At 60.3% G+C, this 21,184-nt stretch carries 15 protein-coding genes; 12 read left to right on the forward strand and 3 right to left on the reverse strand.

The genetic code is table 11. The features are described from left to right. The first annotated feature begins 17 nt into the window (after window positions 1-17). Both CKW14_RS23925 and CKW14_RS23930 read left to right on the forward strand, forming a co-directional pair. Window positions 18-1,181, forward strand: coding sequence for a gamma-butyrobetaine dioxygenase (locus tag CKW14_RS23925; protein ID WP_095050251.1), 1,164 nt, complete (start codon window positions 18-20; stop codon window positions 1,179-1,181). A 396-nt stretch (window positions 1,182-1,577) separates the two neighbouring features. Next, window positions 1,578-1,841 carry a hypothetical protein gene (locus tag CKW14_RS23930; protein ID WP_095050250.1) on the forward strand — a complete coding sequence of 88 codons (264 nt, stop codon included), beginning with the start codon at window positions 1,578-1,580 and terminating at the stop codon, window positions 1,839-1,841. Window positions 1,842-1,966: 125 nt separating this feature from the next. Here the strand turns inward: CKW14_RS23930 and CKW14_RS23935 are convergent, their stop codons facing one another. Together CKW14_RS23935 and CKW14_RS23940 are read right to left on the reverse strand one after the other, a co-directional pair. Then, a complete protein-coding gene (locus tag CKW14_RS23935; protein ID WP_007949927.1) occupies window positions 1,967-3,070 on the reverse strand; it encodes a GlxA family transcriptional regulator in 1,104 nt (367 codons plus the stop codon). A gap of 514 nt (window positions 3,071-3,584) precedes the next feature. Beyond that, window positions 3,585-4,961 (reverse strand): L-serine ammonia-lyase, encoded by a 1,377-nt coding sequence (locus CKW14_RS23940; protein ID WP_034153599.1) that lies wholly within the window; start codon window positions 4,959-4,961, stop codon window positions 3,585-3,587. A gap of 436 nt (window positions 4,962-5,397) precedes the next feature. Between CKW14_RS23940 and CKW14_RS23945 the strand changes: the two genes are divergently transcribed. The 3 genes from CKW14_RS23945 (at window position 5,398) to choV (ending at window position 8,429) form a co-directional block, all read left to right on the forward strand. Further along, window positions 5,398-6,342 carry a choline ABC transporter substrate-binding protein gene (locus tag CKW14_RS23945; RefSeq protein WP_007918300.1) on the forward strand — a complete coding sequence of 315 codons (945 nt, stop codon included), beginning with the start codon at window positions 5,398-5,400 and terminating at the stop codon, window positions 6,340-6,342. A 66-nt stretch (window positions 6,343-6,408) separates the two neighbouring features. Continuing rightward, entirely contained in the window at window positions 6,409-7,254 is an 846-nt protein-coding gene (gene choW, locus CKW14_RS23950; protein ID WP_016983941.1) for a choline ABC transporter permease subunit, read from the forward strand. After that, window positions 7,251-8,429 carry a choline ABC transporter ATP-binding protein gene (choV, locus tag CKW14_RS23955; protein ID WP_016772804.1) on the forward strand — a complete coding sequence of 393 codons (1,179 nt, stop codon included), beginning with the start codon at window positions 7,251-7,253 and terminating at the stop codon, window positions 8,427-8,429. Before choW ends, choV begins: the two co-directional genes overlap by 4 nt. A gap of 186 nt (window positions 8,430-8,615) precedes the next feature. On the opposite strand, the gene betT is transcribed toward choV, so the two are convergent. Continuing rightward, window positions 8,616-10,613: a choline BCCT transporter BetT gene (betT, locus tag CKW14_RS23960; RefSeq protein WP_095126237.1), complete on the reverse strand. Its 1,998-nt coding sequence runs from the start codon at window positions 10,611-10,613 to the stop codon at window positions 8,616-8,618. Between the two features lie 429 nt (window positions 10,614-11,042). Here betT and betI point away from each other — a divergent pair, with 429 nt between their 5' ends. From betI to dbpA, 7 genes are all read left to right on the forward strand, one after another. Beyond that, window positions 11,043-11,636, forward strand: a complete 594-nt coding sequence (gene betI / locus CKW14_RS23965; RefSeq protein WP_008085771.1) for a transcriptional regulator BetI — start codon at window positions 11,043-11,045, stop codon at window positions 11,634-11,636. A gap of 88 nt (window positions 11,637-11,724) precedes the next feature. After that, the gene (gene betB, locus CKW14_RS23970) at window positions 11,725-13,197 is read left to right on the forward strand and encodes a betaine-aldehyde dehydrogenase (RefSeq protein ID WP_077574839.1); all 1,473 of its coding nucleotides are present in this window, start codon (window positions 11,725-11,727) and stop codon (window positions 13,195-13,197) included. A gap of 178 nt (window positions 13,198-13,375) precedes the next feature. Next, window positions 13,376-15,079 carry a choline dehydrogenase gene (gene betA, locus CKW14_RS23975; RefSeq protein WP_095126238.1) on the forward strand — a complete coding sequence of 568 codons (1,704 nt, stop codon included), beginning with the start codon at window positions 13,376-13,378 and terminating at the stop codon, window positions 15,077-15,079. Between the two features lie 256 nt (window positions 15,080-15,335). Beyond that, entirely contained in the window at window positions 15,336-16,778 is a 1,443-nt protein-coding gene (locus CKW14_RS23980; protein ID WP_095126239.1) for a TldD/PmbA family protein, read from the forward strand. Continuing rightward, window positions 16,778-18,115 carry a TldD/PmbA family protein gene (locus tag CKW14_RS23985; protein WP_095126240.1) on the forward strand — a complete coding sequence of 446 codons (1,338 nt, stop codon included), beginning with the start codon at window positions 16,778-16,780 and terminating at the stop codon, window positions 18,113-18,115. The genes CKW14_RS23980 and CKW14_RS23985 overlap by 1 nt, the downstream gene beginning before the upstream one ends. Window positions 18,116-18,265: 150 nt before the next feature. Then, on the forward strand, window positions 18,266-19,693 hold the full coding sequence (gene mdtD, locus CKW14_RS23990; RefSeq protein ID WP_093429880.1) for a multidrug transporter subunit MdtD: 1,428 nt from the start codon (window positions 18,266-18,268) through the stop codon (window positions 19,691-19,693). An 80-nt stretch (window positions 19,694-19,773) separates the two neighbouring features. Next, window positions 19,774-21,159 carry an ATP-dependent RNA helicase DbpA gene (gene dbpA, locus CKW14_RS23995; RefSeq protein WP_077574844.1) on the forward strand — a complete coding sequence of 462 codons (1,386 nt, stop codon included), beginning with the start codon at window positions 19,774-19,776 and terminating at the stop codon, window positions 21,157-21,159. Window positions 21,160-21,184 lie beyond the last annotated feature (25 nt).

Below are 21,184 nucleotides of genomic sequence, written 5' to 3' on the forward strand. Positions count from 1 at the left end.
GATCACAAGGAGCCGCCATGAACACCGCTGCCGCTGTTGCCGATTTCCGTACTTATCCGTTGATCAGCGCGCTCGGTGGCGTGCAGACCCTGGCGGATCGCGTTGCCATCGCATGGGCTGACGGTCGCATCAGCCCGTTTCACCACGTCTGGTTGCGGGATAACTGCCCGTGCCCGCAGTGCGTCTACAACGTTACCCGCGAGCAGGTGTTCGAGATTGTCGATGCCGCTGAAGACCTCAAGCCTGCCGCCGCCCATATCGATACCGACGGCTGCCTGCGCATCGACTGGCAGGACGGTCACCTCAGCCGTTTCGATCCCGGCTGGCTGCGCGCTCATGCCTACGACGATGATTCCCGCGCCGAACGTCTGGCTGGCAAACCCAAGCCTTATCTGTGGCGCAGCGACTCGCAGCTGCCGGTGTTCGAATACGCGGCACTGATGAACGACAACGCCGCCCTGCTGCAATGGCTGCTTGCCGTACGCGACATCGGCCTGACGCAAGTGCGCGGCGTGCCTACCGAGCCCGGTTCACTGAAGCTCATCGCGCAACGCATTTCCTTCATTCGCGAGAGCAACTTCGGTGTGCTGTTCAACGTGCAATCCAAAGCCGATGCCGACAGCAATGCCTACACCGCTTTCAACCTGCCGTTGCACACCGATCTACCGACCCGCGAGCTGCAACCGGGGCTGCAGTTTCTGCATTGTCTGGTGAATGACGCCGAGGGTGGCGAGAGCATTTTTGTCGATGGTTTTGCGATTGCCGATGCGTTGCGCAGTGAAGACCCGGAGGCGTTTCAGGCGCTGTGTGAAATCCCCGTGGAGTTTCGCAACAAGGATCGCCATAGCGACTATCGCTGCCTGGCGCCGATCATTGCTTTGGACGCCTTGGGACGTGTGGCGGAAATTCGCATGGCAAACTTTCTGCGCGGAGCGTTCGATACGTCGGTAGAGCAGATGCCACGGTTGTATCGGGCTTATCGACGCTTTATCGCGATGACACGCGAGCCACGGTTTCGGCTGATGCAGCGGCTTAATTCCGGTGAGCTGTGGTGCTTCGATAATCGCCGTACGTTGCACGCGCGTAATGCCTTCGATCCGGCGACCGGGGCGCGGCATTTTCAGGGCTGCTATATCGACCGGGATGAGTTGTTGTCGCGGATCCTCGTGTTGCAAAGATAGACCGCGTCATCGTTCATCGCGGGCAAGCCCGCTCCCACAGGGTTCGGCGGCGTTTCACAAATATGCGACCAGACTCAAAACTTGTGGGAGCTGGCTTGCCAGCGATGACGTCGGCAGGAACAACAAATTTCTAACTGATTCACAGACAAAAAAAGCCCCGATACCAGCCGTGACTGGATCGGGGCTCAAGCTACTGTTGAGGAGCTGCCAAGCGAGGGTGACCAAACCTTCGTGTTGCAAGCTGAGTTCAGTGTGCCCACTCCCTTGAGCGGCGAGTTAGCCGAAAACGACCTGTTCATAGCCGTCGCAGCCACTGCGACAAAACGCCCTTGCCGTGCCCCGACGTGGCTACCAGAATCGAGCCACGACCTCCGTTACCGAAGAAGGATGCGCGTCATGATGTATGCCGATTTGATCGATCAGGAAGATTTGTTGGGCCAGCTCAAGGCGTTGGGTATTCAAGTGCCCAGTGGCACTACTGCCGATAAGGCTTGCGAGTGCGCGGTGCGCGGTCTGGATAATGTTCGCGCGTTTGAACTGCGCAAAATGGTCAAGGACATGTACACCAGCGGCGCCAGTATCCAGCCGGCGGTGCGCCAGGCGATCGACAAACAATTACTGCCGGCATTGGCGGACTATCAGCAAAGCCATAGCGCCTGACGTTGCTCACCTGATCGTTCCCACGCTCTGCGTGGGAATGCCTCAACGGACGCTCCGCGTTCGGCCTTTTGGGACGCAGAGCGTCCCGGGCTGCGTTCCCACGCAGAGCGTGGGAACGACCCTCATCAGAGCCTTACGCTGGCAAACGTCGACTCATTCCGAGCCTGACTCAACGCCGACATCGGCCCCGACAGCGGCGACATCACGATGGCCTGCGGCAGTGGCAACATCGCCACTTGTTGAGTGGTGTTGGAACCCACACGCTCGTCACGCGGCGGAATGCCGAAGTATTCGCGATAGCACTTGGAGAAGTGCGGCGTCGAGACGAAACCACACACGGACGCCACTTCGATGATCGACATCGGCGTTTGCTTGAGCAACTGCCGGGCGCGGATCAGGCGCAGCTTCAAGTAGTAACGCGACGGCGAGCAGTGCAGGTATTTCTGGAACAGGCGCTCCAACTGTCGACGCGACACGGCGACGTACACCGCCAGTTCATCGAGGTCGATAGGCTCTTCCAGATTGGCTTCCATCAGCGCGACGATTTCCTGCAGCTTCGGCTGGTTGGTGCCGAGCATGTGCTTGAGCGGCACACGCTGGTGATCCTGTTCGTTGCGGATTCGTTCGTAGACGAACATCTCCGAGATCGCGGCGGACAGTTCACGGCCGTGATCGCGGCTGATCAGGTGCAGCATCATGTCCAGCGGCGCGGTACCGCCGGAGCTGGTGAAACGGTTACGGTCGAGGGTGAACAAACGGGTGCTCATGGCCACGCGCGGGAAGGCTTCCTGCATCGCCGCCAGACATTCCCAGTGCACGCTGCAATCGAAACCATCGAGCAACCCGGCGCAGGCCAAAGCCCAACTGCCGGTGCACACGGCGCCGAGGCGCTTGGACTGACGCGCCTGGCTTTGCAGCCAGGAAACGTGTTCACGGGTAACGGTGCGTTGAATGCCGATGCCGCCGCAGACAATCACAGTGTCCAGTGGCGGGGCTTTGTGCATGGAAGCGTCGGGAGTGATTTGCAGACCGTCACTGGCCCACACCTGGCCGCCATCGACAGTGAGGGTACTCCAGCGATACAGCTCGCGACCGGACAATTGGTTGGCCATGCGCAGGGGTTCTACTGCGGACGCCAGAGAAATCAGCGTGAAATTGTCCAGCAGCAGAAAGCCGATGGATTGAGGCGCACGGTTCTGGGGTTGGGCCCCGGAGTTGAACGACGTCATCGCGGTATCTCCTCACACAAAGCGGGTGATGGCCTCAGGCGGAGGCTCTTGTTATTGCCAGCGTTCTCGCGTGGGAGACGGGCTTTGTTATGACAGAGCAAATGCCATGCCTAAAATTGAATGGCTGTTCAATAACTCCTGAAAACGACGTCGCGACGTGTCTATACGAGCCGTCCGACGAAAGGTGTTTCGAAGTGCCATCAGCGTTGCTGAACGCCCTGCCCCCAGGGGTGTGAGCAAATCGGTAGCACTTGTGGGAACTGGCCTGCGCGCGATTGTCGGACAGTGTCACCGCAAGCACGGGTGACGGACGGTAGGAGAGCTGAGCGCGTGTAACAGGTGGGAAAGACTCTTATCTGATTGCGACGCGCTAAAAGGTGGCGTGATTTATTGTCTGTGTTCACTTGGTGAGCAGTTTTGACTGGTCTGGCGCTATCGCGAGCAGGCTCACTCCTACAGGGGAACGCGTTCCAAATGTAGGAGTGAGCCTGCTCGCGATTGAGGCGACTCGGTCTCAGCACTCCACAGCGCTGACCGCCAACCCACCACGCGATGTCTCTTTATATTTGTCATGCATATCAGCGCCGGTATCACGCATGGTGCGGATCACCCGATCCAGCGAGATAAAGTGCTGACCATCGCCACGCAGTGCCATCTGCGCCGCGTTGATCGCCTTGACCGCGGCAATCGCATTACGCTCGATGCACGGCACTTGCACCAGACCACCGACCGGATCGCAGGTCAGCCCGAGGTTGTGTTCAAGACCAATCTCCGCTGCGTTGCACAACTGCTCCGGCGTGGCACCAAGAATCTCCGCCAGCCCCGCCGCCGCCATCGCACACGCCGAACCGACTTCGCCCTGGCAACCCACTTCGGCGCCCGAGATCGAAGCATTCTTTTTGCACAGAATCCCCACCGCCGCTGCACCGAGGAAGTAATCGACCACGTTGGCGTCAGTCACCGCTTCACTGAACTTCATAAAGTAGTGCAATACCGCCGGAATGATCCCTGCGGCGCCATTGGTCGGCGCCGTGACCATGCGCCCGCCCGCCGCGTTTTCTTCATTAACCGCCAGAGCGAACAGGTTGACCCACTCCATCGCGCTCAACGTTGAACCGATCACATTGGGCTTGCCCAGTTCCTGCAGGCTGCGATGCAGCTTTGCCGCGCGCCGACGCACATTCAGTCCGCCGGGCAAGATGCCTTCGTGTTTCAGGCCCTGCTCGACGCAATCCTGCATCGCCCGCCACAACTTCATCAGCCCGGCGCGGATCTCTTCTTCACTGCGCCAGACCTTTTCGTTGGCCATCATCAATTCGGCGACGCGCAGGTTGTTTTTCTTGCACAACTCCAACAGTTCAACCGCACTGGAAAAGTCGTAGGGCAACTCAGTGCGATCCAGATCGACCACGCCGCTGGACGCCTGCGCTTGATCCACGACAAAACCGCCGCCCACCGAATAGTAGGTGTCGCGATGCAGTTCGCCGTGATCACCCTCGGCAACGATAGTCATGGCATTGGGGTGGAATGGCAGGTTCTCGTCGATCAGGCGCATGTCCCGTGCCCAGACAAACGGCACCGACAAACGACCATCCAATAACAGTGTGTGAGTTTCACGCAGGGCCTGTATGCGCGGGCCGATCTGCGACGGGTCGATTGCGTCCGGCCACTCGCCCATCAAACCCATGATCACCGCGTTGTCGCTGCCGTGACCAATGCCCGTGGCCGACAGCGATCCGAACAATTGCACTTCTATACGGCGCACCTGTTCCAACTGGTGCTTGTCCCGTAGCGACTCGACGAACAACGCCGCGGCGCGCATGGGCCCGACGGTGTGGGAACTGGAAGGGCCGATGCCGATTTTGAACAGGTCGAAAACGCTGATAGCCATTGCTGCAGAGCTCCTGAGGATGCCGGTCCGGGGCGTGAAGCGCCCGCTGGCGGAGCTGCTACGCTCAAGCTGCGATCCGCCGGAATGCCCGCATCATCAGGCTTTTGTCGGAGCGCACGGCGTCTGACACCGACGCACTCATGTCCACCAGCGCCGCGCCGTTTTCGCCCCGGTTTTTCGCCGTTTTTGTGCGGTTCAGATGGCCATTCGGGGCTGAAAAAAGCTGTAAACGACGTCACTGACACTGGATGCGACCATCCCTGTACTGGATACGACCCCCCCTGTAGGCGTCAGATTTTCACTGGTACATGATCGTTATGACTCGATTGCAAGGCGCCGTGGTAGAGCTGTCTCCAGAACGCCATCCAACCGCAACCTATAAGTGCGGTGGTCCACAGTCGGAACACTGCCAAAAAAAACACCAAGGAGTCCATCCATGAAAGGTTCCCCGTCGTTGTTGTTGGCCGCCATGCTGAGTCTGCCGTTACTGGCGCAAGCTGCAGAACCGGCACAGTGCAGTACCGTTAACTTCTCCGATGTCGGCTGGACCGACATCACCGCTACCACCGCTACCACCTCTGTTGTGCTCAACGCCCTCGGCTACAAGACCAAGACCACCATGATCTCCGTGCCCGTGACCTACAAGTCGCTGGCCGACGGCAAGAACATGGACGTGTTCCTCGGCAACTGGATGCCGACCATGGAAAACGACATCAAGGCTTACCGCGACGCCGGCACCGTGGAAACCGTGCGCACCAACCTCAAGGGCGCCAAGTACACCCTCGCCGTGCCGCAAGCCCTGTATGACAAAGGTCTGCATGACTTCGCCGACATCGCCAAATTCAAGAAAGAACTCGACGGCAAGATCTACGGCATCGAGCCTGGCAACGACGGCAACCGTCTGATCCAGAGCATGATCGACAAGGACGCCTTCGGCCTGAAAACCGCCGGTTTCAAAGTCGTCGAATCGTCGGAAGCGGGCATGCTCTCGCAGGTGGATCGCGCGCAAAAACGCGACACCGCCGTGGTATTCCTCGGCTGGGCGCCGCACCCGATGAACAAGCGCTTCAAGATTCAATACCTGACCGGTGGCGATGATTTCTTCGGCCCCGATTTCGGTGCTGCGACCGTGGCGACCAATACCCGCAAGGGTTATGCCGAGGAATGCAGCAACGTCGGTCAGTTGCTGAAGAACCTGGAGTTCACCGTCGACATGGAAAGCGAACTGATGGGCAACATCCTCGACGACAAGATGAAGCCTGACGCGGCCGCCAAGGCCTGGCTGAAAAAGAATCCACAAGTGCTCGATACCTGGCTCGCTGGCGTAACCACCATTGACGGTAAACCTGGCCTGGAGGCCGTTAAAGCCAAGCTTCAGTAATCGCTTATGCCGGGTGGGCTCGCCCACCCGGGCTGTTTATTTCCTTGCATGCGGACGTTCACTACCATGCTGATTGATCAGAAAATACCTTTAGGCCAGTACATCGCGGGCTTCGTTGAATGGTTGACGCAACACGGCGCCAACACCTTCGACGCAATCGCCGTGACACTGGAAACGATGATCCACGGCGTGACGTTCGCGCTGACCTGGTTCAACCCACTGGTCTTGATTGGCCTGATCGCCCTGCTCGCGCACCTGATCCAGCGCAAATGGGGATTGACCGCTTTCGTGATCGCCTCCTTCCTGCTGATCCTCAATCTGGGGTACTGGCAGGAAACCATGGAAACCCTCGCCCAGGTCATGTTCGCGACCCTGGTCTGCGTGGTCATCGGCGTGCCGCTGGGCATCGTCGCCGCACACAAACCGATGTTCTACACTGTCATGCGTCCGGTACTCGATCTGATGCAGACCGTACCGACCTTCGTTTACCTCATTCCTACCCTGACCCTCTTCGGGCTGGGTGTGGTCCCGGGCCTGATCTCCACGGTGGTGTTCGCCATCGCTGCGCCGATCCGCCTGACCTATCTGGGCATCCGCGATGTCCCGCAAGAACTGATGGACGCCGGCAAGGCCTTCGGCTGCTCGCGTCGCCAACTGCTCTCACGGATCGAACTGCCTCACGCCATGCCGAGCATCGCGGCCGGCATCACCCAGTGCATCATGCTGTCGTTGTCGATGGTGGTGATCGCGGCACTGGTAGGCGCCGACGGACTCGGCAAACCGGTGGTCAACGCACTGAACACTGCTGATATCGCCCTGGGCTTCGAAGCGGGCCTGGCGATCGTACTGCTGGCGATCATGCTCGACCGTATCTGCAAACAACCCGACGCCAAAGTAGGGGGTGACGCATGAGCATAATTCGCTTCGAAGACGTCGACGTAATCTTTTCCAAAGATCCACGCGAGGCACTCAAGCTGCTGGATCAGGGCATGACCCGCAACGAAATCCTGAAAAAGACCGGACAGATTGTCGGCGTGGAAAAAGCCACGCTGGACATCAACAAAGGCGAGATCTGCGTGCTGATGGGCTTGTCCGGCTCGGGCAAGTCGAGCCTGCTGCGCTGCATCAACGGCCTCAACACCGTGAGCCGCGGCAAGCTGTTCGTCGAGCATGAAAACCGTCAGATCGACATCGCCTCCTGCACCCCGGCCGAGCTGAAAATGATGCGCACCAAACGCATCGCCATGGTGTTCCAGAAGTTCGCCCTGATGCCGTGGCTGACGGTGCGCGAGAACATCAGTTTCGGTCTGGAAATGCAGGGTCGACCGGAGAAGGAACGCAAGAAACTCGTCGATGAAAAACTCGAACTGGTCGGCCTGACCCAATGGCGCAACAAGAAGCCTGATGAACTCTCCGGCGGCATGCAGCAGCGTGTCGGTCTGGCACGAGCGCTGGCGATGGACGCCGACATTCTATTGATGGACGAACCGTTCTCGGCCCTCGACCCGCTGATCCGTCAGGGTCTGCAGGATGAACTGCTGGAACTGCAACGCAAGCTGAGCAAGACCATCGTGTTCGTGAGCCACGACCTCGACGAGGCGCTCAAATTGGGTAGCCGCATCGCGATCATGAAAGACGGCCGGATCATCCAGTACAGCGTGCCGGAAGAGATCGTGCTGAACCCGGCGGACGACTATGTGCGCACCTTCGTCGCACACACCAATCCGCTCAACGTGCTCTGCGGCCGCAGCCTGATGCGCACGCTGGACAAGTGCAAACGCATCAACGGTTCGGTGTGTCTCGATCCGGGCGGCGATTCGTGGCTGGACCTGGCCGAAGGCAACACCATCAAGGGTGCGCGGCAGAATGGTTCGGTGCTGAACCTGCAGAACTGGGCACCGGGGCAAGCGGTGGAAGGACTGGAGCGCAAGCCGACGCTGGTGGATTCGAACATCGGCATGCGCGATGCGTTGCAGATTCGTTATCAGACCGGCAACAAGCTGGTGTTGCACGATAACAATCATGTGGTGGGGATCCTGGGCGACAGCGAGTTGTATCACGCGTTGCTGGGCAAGAACCTCGGTTAAGGGGGATAAAAAAAGGGATCGCGGTGAGCGATCCCTGATCGTTCCCACGCTCCGCGTGGTAATGCAGCCCGGGACGCTCCGCGTCCCACAACAGCGGACGCGGAGCGTCCATTGAGACATTCCTTTGCTGAGCGGGGGAACGATCATGCAAAAGGGGCTCAATCGAGCCCCTTTTGTTTTAGCGGTTTAGCTGTACACCCGGCCAAGGAGCTGCCGATGGCTTTCAAACTGATCGAGCACATCGCGTGTGATCTGATCCTGCGTGAAGCCCATCAGGTCGTAATCCTGGCTGCCGTTGTGCAGATACACTTCAGCGCGGTAGTAACGCTGACGCGCTTCATCGGACTGCGCCGATTCGGTCGGGGTCGCCAGATAGCCATCCAGGCTCACTTCGTAAACGAAAGGGTTGCCCTCTTCCATCTCGACGCGCACGCCCATGCAGCGCTTGGATTTACCCAGCAGCGTCTGCACTTCCAGACCCTGCGCACGCATCTGCGCGGTGGCATCTTCCAGCGCCGGGCTGACCTGCTTATCCATGAAACGCTGCACCACCGATTGGCTCGGTTGCAGGTCCAGTTGCGTCAGACGCTCGCTGAAACCACGACGACCGCGCTCCGCCAGCTGCGCCTGCTCCTGTTCGATCTGCACGTCCTGACGCATGGCCTTGTGCAGGCCGAACATGAAGAACACCAGCACCACCGAGAACGGCAGACCCGCCAGCACCACCATGGTTTGCATGGCTTCGAAGTTACCGGCAAACAGCAGACCAATGGTCACCAGGGTGATCACCACCGACCAGAAGATCCGCAGCCAGTGCGGCGCATCTTCATCGACGTTGCCGCCCTTGCAGGACAGATTCGCCATCATCACCGCGCCGGAGTCAGCTGGGGTCAGGAACAGTACGAAGCCAACAAAAATCGACACACCGATAACGACTTTCGACGCCGGGTAGTGTTCAAGCAACTGATAAATCGCCATCGACGGCTGTTCCAGTGCCGTCTTGCCAAGCTCCACAGCCCCCTGGTTCATCACCAGATCCAGCGCCGAGTTACCGAAGATCGACAGCCAGGCCAAGGTGAAGCCCAGCGGAATCAGCAGCACGCCGGCGACCAGTTCACGCACGGTACGACCACGGGAAATACGCGCGATGAACATGCCTACGAATGGCGCCCAGGAAATCCACCAGGCCCAGTAGAACAGGGTCCACAGGCCCATCCAGCGCTCGGACTTGGCGTTGTCGCCTTCGTACACATAAAGGTCGAAGGTTTTCAGTACGATGCCATTGAGGTAGTCGCCGATGTTCTGCACGAAGCCGTTGAGCAGGTGCAAAGTCGGGCCAAACAACAGCACGAAAATCAGCAGACCGCTGAACAGTACGATGTTCAGGTTGGACAGACGACGGATGCCGTTTTCCACGCCGGACACGGCAGCGATGGTCGCCACGGTGCTCATCACGATGATCACGATCAACAGGTTAGTGTTGCTGTGTTCCATGCCGAACAGGTTTTCCAGGCCCGAGGACACTTGCAGCGAACCAATCCCCAGGTTGGTCACCAGACCCAGCAGGGTCACGAACATGCCGAAGCCGTCCACCGCGTGACCGGCCGCGCCTTTGACCCAACGCTCACCGACCAGCGGATACAGCGCCGAACGCAGGGCCAGCGGCTGGTTGTGACGGTAGGCAAAGTAAGCCACCGCCAGACCGACCAGTGCGTAGATCGCCCAGCCGTGCAGGCCCCAGTGCAGGAACGTCAGCTGCACCGCCTGACGCGCGGCCATGTTGGTGGCCGCTGCGCCTTCCGGCGGATTGAAGTAGTGATCCAATGGCTCGGATGCGCCGAAGTACAGCAGCGAAATACCGATACCCGACGAGAACAGCATCCCCGCCCAGGCACCGTAACTGAAATCCGGGGTGTCGTCCTTGCTGCCCAGTTTGAGTTTGCCGTACGAGGAAAACGCCAGGCCCACGACAAATACCAGGTAGGCGGCGATCACCACCATGTAGTACCAGCCGAAGCTGCGCGACAACCAGGCCTGAGCGATACCCAACAGTCTGCCGGCCTCTTGCGGGGCGATAATCAGAATGGCGGTCAACAACAGAATCAGCGCGGTAGAGGTGTAAAACACCCAACCGTTGACCGTCACCTTCTCGGGCGGGGTCTTTATAAGCGAGGCAGAACTCATGGCACAAATGCTCCAGGCAGTGCGAGAGAAGAACACAAGGCAACACGGAACCCGACCAATCGGTTAGTTGGCAGCCGACCGGCGGGTGATATAAAGACACCCCGAAAAATGCCCGAACCTGCCGAAATGGCGCTGCGAATCGCTTTCGTGGCCGAAGGTGGACGGACGTTCATCCGAAACCTGGCCCTGAGCGTCTTGCCCTTTCAACACGTCCATCGAATCGCGAACCGCGCCATGCCCCACGCAGGTTTCGAGCTGTTTCGGATGTCGGTTTTATCGCCACTTACACGTAGGAAAAATCTGTAGGCAGCGACGATTTGTCGCAGATCTTATTCTTTGTTGATTGAACGTTCAATCAAAACAAAATAGACTGGCCGCTAATCCGATAGGCGTGATTCGCCGCTCGGAAGGCCTAAGGAGATGTGCAAGATGCCCAAGGTCGGTATGCAACCCATCCGCCGCCAACAACTGATCGAAGCCACTTTGCAGGCGGTCGATCAGGTCGGAATGGGGGACGCCAGCATTGCGCTGATCGCCCGTTTGGCCGGTGTCTCGAATGGCATCATCAGTCATTACTTTCAGGACAAGAACGGCCTGATTGCCGCCACGATGCGGTATCTGATGACCGCCCTCAGCGAGAGCGTCACCGCGCGCCGGCAGGCGCTGGCAGATGACAGCCCACGGGCGCATCTGCAGGTGATCATCGAAGGCAACTTCGACGCCAGCCAGGTCAATGGCCCGGCAATGAAAACCTGGCTGGCCTTTTGGGCCACCAGCATGCACCAGCCGTCTTTGCACAGGTTGCAGCGGATCAACGATCACCGTCTGTATTCCAACCTGTGCTGCCAGTTCCGCCGTGTGCTGCCGCTCGAAGATGCGCGCAGCGCAGCGCGGGGGCTGGCAGCGTTGATTGACGGCTTGTGGTTGCGCGGCGCGCTGTCGGGAGACGCTTTCGATACCGCGCAGGCGCAACAGATCGCTTACGAATACATGGATTTCCAATTGGCCAAGAAGGTGAGCTAGAGCACACAGAAAACGCTCGGCCCCTGAACGCCACCGCAGCCTCACCGCGGTGGTCAACGCCAACCACCAATGCACTTGCGAGGACACTATGGCCCGTTTCGAACTGCAAAAACTTTACATCGATGGCGCGTACTCCGACGCCGGCAGCGATGCCACCTTCGAAGCCATCAACCCGGCTAACGGTGAAGTCCTCGCACTGGTGCAACGTGCGACCAAGGAAGACGTCGAGCGCGCCGTGGTCAGCGCTGAAAAGGGCCAGAAAATCTGGGCTGCGATGACCGCCATGGAGCGTTCGCGCATTCTGCGTCGTGCCGTCGACATCCTGCGCGAGCGCAACGATGAACTGGCCGCGCTGGAAACCCTGGACACCGGCAAATCCTTCTCCGAAACCAAGTACGTCGACATCGTTACCGGCGCTGATGTGCTGGAATACTATGCAGGCCTGGTGCCAGCGATCGAAGGCGAGCAGATCCCGCTGCGCGACACTTCTTTCGTCTACACCCGTCGCGAGCCGCTGGGCGTTGTCGCCGGTATCGGCGCGTGGAACTACCCGATCCAGATCGCCCTGTGGAAATCCGCTCCAGCGCTGGCCGCTGGTAACGCGATGATCTTCAAGCCAAGCGAAGTGACCTCGCTGACCACCCTGAAACTGGCCGAGATCTACACCGAAGCCGGCGTTCCAAACGGTGTGTTCAACGTCCTGACCGGCAGCGGCCGTGAAGTCGGCACCTGGCTGACCGAGCACCCGCGCATCGAAAAAATCTCCTTCACCGGCGGCACCGACACCGGCAAGAAGGTTATGGCCAGCGCTTCGGCTTCGTCGCTGAAAGACGTAACCATGGAACTGGGCGGCAAATCCCCGCTGATCATCTGCGACGACGCCGATCTCGATCGCGCTGCCGACACCGCGATGATGGCCAACTTCTACAGCTCCGGTCAGGTCTGCACCAACGGCACTCGCGTGTTCGTTCCGGCGCACCTGAAAGCCGCTTTCGAAGCCAAGATCGTTGAGCGCGTTGCACGCATCCGCGTCGGCAACCCGGAAGACGAAAACACCAACTTCGGCCCACTGGTCAGCTTCGCGCACATGGAAAGCGTGCTGGGCTACATCGCCAAAGGTAAAGAACAAGGCGCCCGCGTGCTGTGCGGCGGCGACCGTCTGACCGACGGCGAATTCGCCAAAGGCGCGTTCGTGGCACCTACCGTGTTCACCGATTGCACCGACGACATGACCATCGTTCGTGAAGAAATCTTTGGCCCAGTGATGGCGATCCTCTCCTACGAGACCGAAGAAGAAGTGATCCGCCGCGCCAACGACACCGACTTCGGTTTGGCCGCCGGTATCGTCACCAAAGACCTGAACCGCGCACACCGCGTGATTCATCAACTGGAAGCCGGTATCTGCTGGATCAACGCCTGGGGCGAGTCCGACGCAAAAATGCCGGTCGGCGGTTACAAGCAGTCGGGTGTTGGTCGTGAAAACGGCATCAGCTCGCTGAACAACTTCACCCGCATCAAATCGGTACAGGTCGAGCTGGGCGATTACGTTTCGGTGTTCTAACCCGAGATTTGCATTGCCCGCGAAGGCCTCTTCGCTGGCAAGCCAGCTCCCACAGTTTTGGGGTCGTCCATCAAATCTGTGGCAGCCCCCAATCTTTGTGGGAGCTGACTTGCCAGCGATTCGAGTGCGCAGCACTCGCCGAGGTCAGACCTGACCATATCTAAAGAGGGTGCATTCAATGTCCCAAGAATTCGATTACATCATCATCGGTGCCGGCTCGGCCGGTAACACCCTGGCGACCCGTCTGACTGAAGACGAAGGCGTCACCGTTCTGCTGCTCGAAGCCGGCGGCCCTGACTACCGTCTCGACTTCCGCACGCAAATGCCCGCTGCCCTGGCATTCCCGCTGCAAGGTCGTCGCTACAACTGGGCCTACGAAACCGATCCAGAGCCACACATGGACGGTCGCCGCATGGAATGCGGTCGCGGCAAAGGCCTCGGCGGTTCTTCGCTGATCAACGGCATGTGCTACATCCGTGGTAACGCTATGGACTACGACGGCTGGGCGAAACTGCCAGGCCTGGAAAACTGGTCGTACCTCGACTGCCTGCCGTACTTCCGCAAAGCGGAAACCCGCGACATCGGCCCGAACGACTACCACGGTGGCGAAGGTCCGGTCAGCGTGACCACGCCGAAGGCGGGCAATAACCCGCTGTTCCACGCCATGGTTGAAGCAGGCGTGCAGGCCGGTTACCCGCGCACCGAAGACCTCAACGGTTACCAGCAGGAAGGCTTCGGCCCGATGGACCGCACCGTGACGCCGAACGGCCGTCGTGCATCTACCGCCCGTGGCTACCTCGACACCGCTAAAAAGCGCTCGACCCTGACCATCGTCACTCACGCCCTGACCGACAAGATTCTGTTTGAAGGCAAGCGTGCGGTCGGCGTGCGTTACCTGGTCGGCGACGCCGAAGAGCGCGTTGAAGTCAAAGCGCGCAAAGAAGTGCTGCTGTGCTCCGGCGCCATCGCTTCGCCGCAGATTCTGCAGCGCTCCGGTGTCGGCCCTGCCGAACTGCTGAAATCCCTCGACATCCCGGTCGTTCACGACCTGCCGGGCGTCGGTGAAAACCTGCAGGATCACCTTGAGCTGTACCTGCAATACGCGTGCACTCAGCCGGTTTCGCTGTACCCGTCGCTGCTCTGGTACAACCAGCCAGCCATCGGTGCCGAGTGGTTGTTCAACGGCACCGGCATCGGCGCCAGCAACCAGTTCGAAGCCGGCGGTTTCATCCGTTCGCGTCCGGAATTCGAATGGCCGAACATCCAGTACCACTTCCTGCCAGTCGCGATTAACTACAACGGCAGCAACGGTGTGAAAGAGCACGGTTTCCAGGCGCACATGGGTTCCATGCGCTCGCCAAGCCGTGGTCGCATCCAGGCCAAGTCGAAAGACCCGCGCCAGCACCCGAGCATCCTGTTCAACTACATGGCTACCGAACAGGACTGGCAGGAATTCCGTGACGGCATCCGCCTGACCCGCGAAATCATGCAGCAGCCGGCACTCGACGCTTTCCGTGGCCGTGAAATCAGCCCGGGCATTGAAGTGCAAACCGATGAGCAGCTGGACAAGTTCATCCGCGAGCACGCCGAAACCGCGTTCCACCCGTCCTGCTCGTGCAAGATGGGCACCGACGAGATGGCTGTAGTGGATGGCGAAGGTCGCGTGCACGGCATGCAGAGCCTGCGTGTGGTCGATGCCTCGATCATGCCGATCATCACCACTGGCAACCTCAACGCGCCAACGATCATGATCGCCGAGAAAATCGCCGACAAGATCCGTGGCCGCCAGCCGCTGCCGCGCAGCACCGCGCCGTACTACGTCGCGGGTGATGCGCCGGTGAAGGGCAAACCGATGCGTGATATCACCCCGGCTGCGCAGTAGCCTGAAGTGATCGTTCCCACGCTCTGCGTGGGAATGCATCCCGTGACGCTCTGCGTCACACAGCGGACGCAGAGCGTCCATGGCGGCGTTCCCACGCAGAGCGTGGGAACGATCTCCTGCCTCGCACAGTAAATCCCCCTACACCCCCTCTTCACTTGATCCTACCCCCACGCAGGCCTACTCTAGACCTCGCGCAACCGTTTCACCCCCTCCCCGCCGCTGCTCTACCGCTTCCCCCTGACAAGGAGGTTCCCGAATGTTCGATTTCCACCCCCAGCTCAAGCAGCGCTTTGCTGCCTTGCGCACGGGCGCTGAGTTTTTTTCCCTGCGGTATGTACGCGAGTCCGGGCAATATCTGTCGGTGCGCAAGAATGTCGCCGAGCCGCCGAGCCTGAGCCGCGACGAAGGCGCGATGCTCACCGTTCGCGTCAACGGCGTTGAAGCCTATGCCGCGACCAATGACCTGTCGCAACAAGGTCTGCAAGCCGCCCTCGAACGCGCCGAGCAGCAAGCCCGTCGCCTCAAGCCGCACGCCTTGCTCGACCTGCGCGATCAGCCGGTGTCCAGCGATCGCGCTGATTACTTTTCACCCAATCTCAACCAAGCCTTCCCGTCCCTGAGCGAATGTTTTGAGCTGCTCGGCGCGGAATCCGCCTCGGTGCCAAAGGATGAGCGCCTGGTGAACTGGCAGGTGAGCATTGGCATTACCCACGTCGAACAGATTTACCTGAGCAGCGCCGGGGCTGAATTGCGCCAGGCCCAACGCTTCGTCTATCCAGGCCTCGACGTCACCGCCTACGACGGTAACGACAGCCAGACCCGTAGCCTCGGCCGCGAGAACTTCGGCCAACAGGGCGGCGCTGACGTGATCAGCCGCTGCGGCCTGATCGGCGCCGGCCCGCAAGTCGCCGATCAGGCCTTGCAACTGCTGCTCGCGCCGAACACCCCGCAAGGCCCGCGCGACCTGCTGTTGATGCCGGACCAGATGATGCTGCAGATCCACGAATCCATCGGCCATCCTCTGGAACTCGACCGCATCCTCGGCGACGAGCGCAATTACGCCGGCACCAGTTTCGTCAAAGCCAGCGACTTCGGCAGCCTGCAATACGGCTCGAAACTGCTCAATGTGACGTTCGATCCGGGCATTCCCGAAGAACTCGCCAGCTACGGTCATGACGACGACGGCAGCAAGGCCAGCAAACAATTCCTGATCCGCGATGGCCTGTTGTTGCGCCCGCTGGGCGGTGCGCTGTCGCAGTTCCGCGCCGGTCTCGATGGCGTTGCCAACAGCCGCGCCTGCGGCTGGAACCGGCCGCCGATCGACCGCATGGCCAACCTCAATATCGAACCGGGCGATCAGCCTCTGAACAAACTGATCGAAGGCATCGAGAACGGCATCCTGATGAGCACCAACCGCTCATGGTCGATCGACGATGCGCGCAACAAATTCCAGTTCGGCTGCGAATGGGGCCAGTTGATCGAAAACGGTGAACTCAAAGGTGTGGTGAAAAACCCGAACTATCGGGCGATTTCCGCGCACTTCTGGAAAAGCCTGCGCGCCGTCGGCGACGCCAACACCGTCAAGGTGCTGGGCACGCCGAACTGCGGCAAGGGCGAACCGAACCAGGTGATCCGCGTCGGCCACGCTTCGCCGGCCTGCGTATTCAGCAACGTTGATGTGTTTGGGGGAGACGCCTGATGAGCATTTCGAAGAGTCAGTCCGACGCCTTCAAGGTCATGGTCGAGTGGCTGCGCGACAGCGTGCGCGAGCCGGAACAGTTCACCCTCAGCTTTGCCGCCGAATCCTCGGCGTTCGTGCGTTTCAATCACGCCAAGGTGCGTCAGGCCGGGCAAGTGCAGCAGGCCAATATCGTTCTGAAACTGATCAACGACGGTCGCCACGCCGACCTGCAGGTCACCCTGTCCGGTGATCAGGAAGGCGATCTGCGACGCCTCGCCGAAGGTCTGCAACAACTGCGCGAAACCCTGCCGCTGCTGCCGCAGGATCCGTACCTGTTGCTCAACCACAACGGCTGGCAGAGCAAAAATGTGCAGGAGCATCCGCTGCCGGACACCGAGCAGGTTGTCGATGAAATCTGCGCTGCCGCTGAAGGTCTGGATCTGGTGGGCTTCTATGCGGCCGGCCCGATCAGTCGTGGTTTCGCCAGTTCAGCGGGGGCGTTTGGCTGGCATCAGGCGAACAGCTTCAACTTCGATTTCAGCCTGTTCCACGAGAACGGTGAAGCGGTGAAAGCCAGCTACGCCGGGCATGACTGGAGCAGCGAAGGCTTCGCCAAGCGCTTCGGCCAGGCTCGCGAGCAACTGGAGTTTCTCGGCCGCCCACTGCGCACCTTGGCGCCGGGGCAGTACCGCGCGTATCTGGCACCGGCGGCGCTGGAAGAAATCATGGGCATGCTGAGCTGGGGCGGTTTCTCGGCGCAGTCGATCGCCAGTAAGAGCAGCCCGTTGCAGAAGCTGTATGTCGGCGATCAGGCGTTCAGTCCACTGCTGTCGCTGGATGAGAAAGTCAGCGAATCGCTGAGCCCGGCGTTTTCCGGCGAGGGGTATCCGCGCAGTGATTTGCGCCTGATCGTCGAAGGCAAGGCTGGCGATCAACTTGTCGGCTCGCGCAGTGCAGCGGAATATGGCCTGACCGCCAACGGCGCCGGTGGCGGTGAAATGCCAAGCGCGTTGAACATGGCGGCGGGTGATCTGGCGCAAGCAGAGATCCTCAAGCAATTGGGTACCGGGCTGTACATCAGCAACCTGTGGTACCTGAACTTCTCGGATCAACCGGCGGCGCGCATGACCGGCATGACCCGTTTCGCGACCTTCTGGGTCGAGAACGGCGAGATCCAGGCGCCGGTCAGCACCATGCGCTTCGACGATAGCGCTTACAGCCTGCTCGGTTCGCAGCTGGAAGCGTTGACCGCCGAGCGCGAGTTGCTGCTGTCGGCGAGTACCTACAGCCAGCGCAATACTTCGTCGGCGTTGCTGCCGGGGGCGCTGGTCAGCCGTTTGACTCTGACCCTCTGACGGCGAGCATTCCCACGCTCTGCGTGGGAATGCAGCAGGGGACGCTCTGCGTCCCAGCCAAAAGCGGACGCGGAGCGTCCGTGGAGGCATTCCCACGCAGAGCGTGGGAACGATCATGGATATGCATTAACTCCAACGACAAGAGGTTCCATGCCCAACCGCCCGCCTCTCGACGCCATCACCGCCCGCTGGTTGCCGTGGGTCGTCGCCATCGCTTTCTTCATGCAGTCCCTCGACGGGACCATTCTCAATACCGCCCTGCCCGCCATGGCTCGCGATCTGGCCGAAGATCCCTTGCGTATGCAGGGCGTGATCATCGCCTACATGCTCACCGTGGCCTTGCTGATTCCGGCTTCGGGCTGGATCGCCGACCGTTTCGGCACCAAGAAAATTTTCTTCGGCGCGATCTTGTTGTTCAGTTTCGGCTCGCTGCTCTGCGCCTTGTCGAGCAGTCTGAGCATGCTGGTCGGCGCCCGAGTGATTCAGGGCCTGGGCGGTGCGCTGATGCTACCGGTCGGGCGACTCGTCGTACTGCGCGCCTATCCGCGATCCGAACTGGTGCGGATCATGGGCTTCATCACCATCCCCGGCCTGCTCGGTCCGCTGATCGGCCCGACCATGGGCGGCTGGATGGTCGAGTACCTGACGTGGCACTGGATTTTCCTGATCAACCTGCCGGTCGGCGTGATTGGTTGCTACGCGGTGTGGAAATTCATTCCCGACCTGCGCGGCACCGAGCGCACGCGTTTCGATAGCCTGGGTTTCCTGCTGTTCGGCGCGGCGATGATCCTGATCACCATCGCCATGGAAGGCCTTGGCGAACTGCACTTGCCGCATCTGCGGGTGATGTTGCTGCTGTTCGCCGGTCTGGCGTGTCTGGCGGCGTACTGGTTGCGCGCCGGGCACATCGAAAACCCGCTGTTCGCGCCATCGCTGTTCAAGACCCGCACGTTTGCCGTCGGCATTCTCGGCAACCTCTTTGCCCGCCTGGGCAGCGGCGCATTGCCATTTCTGGTGCCGTTGCTGCTGCAAGTGGCGCTGGGCTATTCACCGTCGCAAGCGGGGATGAGCATGCTGCCACTGGCGGCGGCGGCAATGTTTGCCAAGTGGATGGCACGGCCGCTGATTGAGCGGCTTGGTTATCGCATCGTGCTCACCGGCAACACCCTGGCACTGGGGATCATGCTGGCGAGCATGGGCCTGGTCAGCGAGCAGACGCCGTACTGGTTGCTACTGTGTCTGCTGGCGATTCTCGGCGCGATCAACTCGCTGCAATTCACCGCGATGAACACGGTGACGCTGATCGATCTCGACGATGCGAGCGCCAGTAGCGGCAACAGCTTGCTGTCGGTGGTGGCGCAATTATCGTTGAGCCTGGGGGTGGCGTGCGCCGGTGCTTTGCTCGGTGGGTTTACCGCAGAGATCGGTAACGATGGCGTGGAGACCGTGCTGGGTGCGTTCCAGCTGACCTTCGTCACCGTCGGCATCATGGCGATGCTGGCCGCGACGATCTTCTCGCAACTGTCGAAAGAAGACGGGCGCCGCGCCAAACGTCCGGAAGAACACATCGAACATTAACCACTGTTCGTCCAGAACTTTCGAAGAAAGTGGCACGGGGCTGCTACACTGCGCGACATTTTGTTTTGCAGGCCAGTCCCGTGACCACCATCGCCACCGCTTTTAATACTCTGCCGCTGTCCGCTGCCATGCTGGCTAACCTCGAATCCCTCGGTTATGCCCAGATGACGCCGATCCAGGCGCAGAGCTTGCCGGTGATCCTCAAGGGGATGGACCTGATCGCCCAGGCCAAGACCGGCAGCGGCAAGACCGCCGCGTTCGGCATCGGCCTGCTCAACCCGATCAACCCGCGCTATTTCGGTTGCCAAGCGCTGGTGATCTGCCCGACGCGTGAGCTGGCCGACCAGGTCGCCAAGGAAATCCGTCGTCTGGCCCGTGCCGAAGACAACATCAAGGTCCTGACCCTGTGCGGCGGCGTGTCGTTCGGCCCGCAAATCGCTTCGCTGGAGCACGGCGCGCACATCATCGTCGGCACCCCGGGGCGTATCCAGCAGCACTTGCGCAAAGGTTCGCTGGTGCTCGATGGCCTGAACACGCTGATCCTCGACGAAGCCGACCGCATGCTCGACATGGGTTTCTACGACGCCATCGAAGACATCATCATCAAGACCCCGGAGCGTCGTCAGACCCTGCTGTTCTCAGCCACTTACCCGGTAGGCATCAAGCAACTGGCGTCGAAATTCATGCGTGATCCGCAAACGGTGAAAGCCGAAGCGTTCCACGATGACACGCAGATCGAGCAGCGTTTCTACGAGATTTCCCCGGAAGATCGCATGAGCGTGGTGACCAAAGTCCTGCACCACTTCCGCCCGGCATCGTGCGTGGCGTTCTGCTTCACCAAGCAGCAAGTGCAGGAAACCGTTGATCACCTGACCGCCAAGGGCATTTCCGCCGTCGGCCTGCACGGCGATCTGGAACAGCGTGACCGCGATCAGGTGCTGGCGATGTTCGCCAACCGCAGTACCTCGGTACTGGTTGCCACCGACGTCGCCGCCCGTGGTCTGGACATTGATGCGCTGGACATGGTGATCAACGTCGAACTGGCCCGCGACTCGGAAATCCACATTCACCGCGTCGGCCGTACCGGTCGCGCTGGCGAAAAAGGCATCGCGATCAGCCTGGTTGCACCGGGCGAAGCGCACCGCGCGCAAGCCATCGAACAACTGCAGAAGTCGCCGCTGAACTGGGATCAGGTCGATAACCTCAAGTCCCAGGGCCTCGCCCCGCTGCAACCGCCGATGACCACGCTGTGCATCGGCGCGGGCCGTAAAGACAAGGTTCGCCCGGGCGACATTCTGGGCGCACTGACTGGCGATGCCGGCATTCCGGGTGCGCAGGTTGGCAAGATCGCGATTTTCGACTTCCAGGCTTATGTAGCCGTGGACCGCACCGTGGCCATGCAAGCCTTGCAGCGTTTGAACGACGGCAAGATCAAGGGCCGTTCGCTGCGCGTCCGCATCCTCTGACCTGATCGTTCCCACGCTCTGCGTG

Source organism: Pseudomonas sp. Irchel s3a12, from assembly GCF_900187485.1.
Lineage (GTDB): Bacteria > Pseudomonadota > Gammaproteobacteria > Pseudomonadales > Pseudomonadaceae > Aquipseudomonas > Aquipseudomonas neuropathica.

What these genes read in the sequence shown, in the direction of transcription:
- choW (WP_016983941.1), top strand. Translation starts at nt 6,409, where the DNA reads ATGCTGATTGATCAGAAAATACCTTTAGGCCAGTACATCGCGGGCTTC.
- CKW14_RS23935 (WP_007949927.1), bottom strand. Translation starts at nt 3,070, where the DNA reads ATGACGTCGTTCAACTCCGGGGCCCAACCCCAGAACCGTGCGCCTCAA.
- choV (WP_016772804.1), top strand. Translation starts at nt 7,251, where the DNA reads ATGAGCATAATTCGCTTCGAAGACGTCGACGTAATCTTTTCCAAAGAT.
- betB (WP_077574839.1), top strand. Translation starts at nt 11,725, where the DNA reads ATGGCCCGTTTCGAACTGCAAAAACTTTACATCGATGGCGCGTACTCC.
- CKW14_RS23985 (WP_095126240.1), top strand. Translation starts at nt 16,778, where the DNA reads ATGAGCATTTCGAAGAGTCAGTCCGACGCCTTCAAGGTCATGGTCGAG.
- CKW14_RS23930 (WP_095050250.1), top strand. Translation starts at nt 1,578, where the DNA reads ATGATGTATGCCGATTTGATCGATCAGGAAGATTTGTTGGGCCAGCTC.
- betI (WP_008085771.1), top strand. Translation starts at nt 11,043, where the DNA reads ATGCCCAAGGTCGGTATGCAACCCATCCGCCGCCAACAACTGATCGAA.
- CKW14_RS23980 (WP_095126239.1), top strand. Translation starts at nt 15,336, where the DNA reads ATGTTCGATTTCCACCCCCAGCTCAAGCAGCGCTTTGCTGCCTTGCGC.
- betT (WP_095126237.1), bottom strand. Translation starts at nt 10,613, where the DNA reads ATGAGTTCTGCCTCGCTTATAAAGACCCCGCCCGAGAAGGTGACGGTC.
- mdtD (WP_093429880.1), top strand. Translation starts at nt 18,266, where the DNA reads ATGCCCAACCGCCCGCCTCTCGACGCCATCACCGCCCGCTGGTTGCCG.
- CKW14_RS23945 (WP_007918300.1), top strand. Translation starts at nt 5,398, where the DNA reads ATGAAAGGTTCCCCGTCGTTGTTGTTGGCCGCCATGCTGAGTCTGCCG.
- CKW14_RS23940 (WP_034153599.1), bottom strand. Translation starts at nt 4,961, where the DNA reads ATGGCTATCAGCGTTTTCGACCTGTTCAAAATCGGCATCGGCCCTTCC.
- CKW14_RS23925 (WP_095050251.1), top strand. Translation starts at nt 18, where the DNA reads ATGAACACCGCTGCCGCTGTTGCCGATTTCCGTACTTATCCGTTGATC.
- betA (WP_095126238.1), top strand. Translation starts at nt 13,376, where the DNA reads ATGTCCCAAGAATTCGATTACATCATCATCGGTGCCGGCTCGGCCGGT.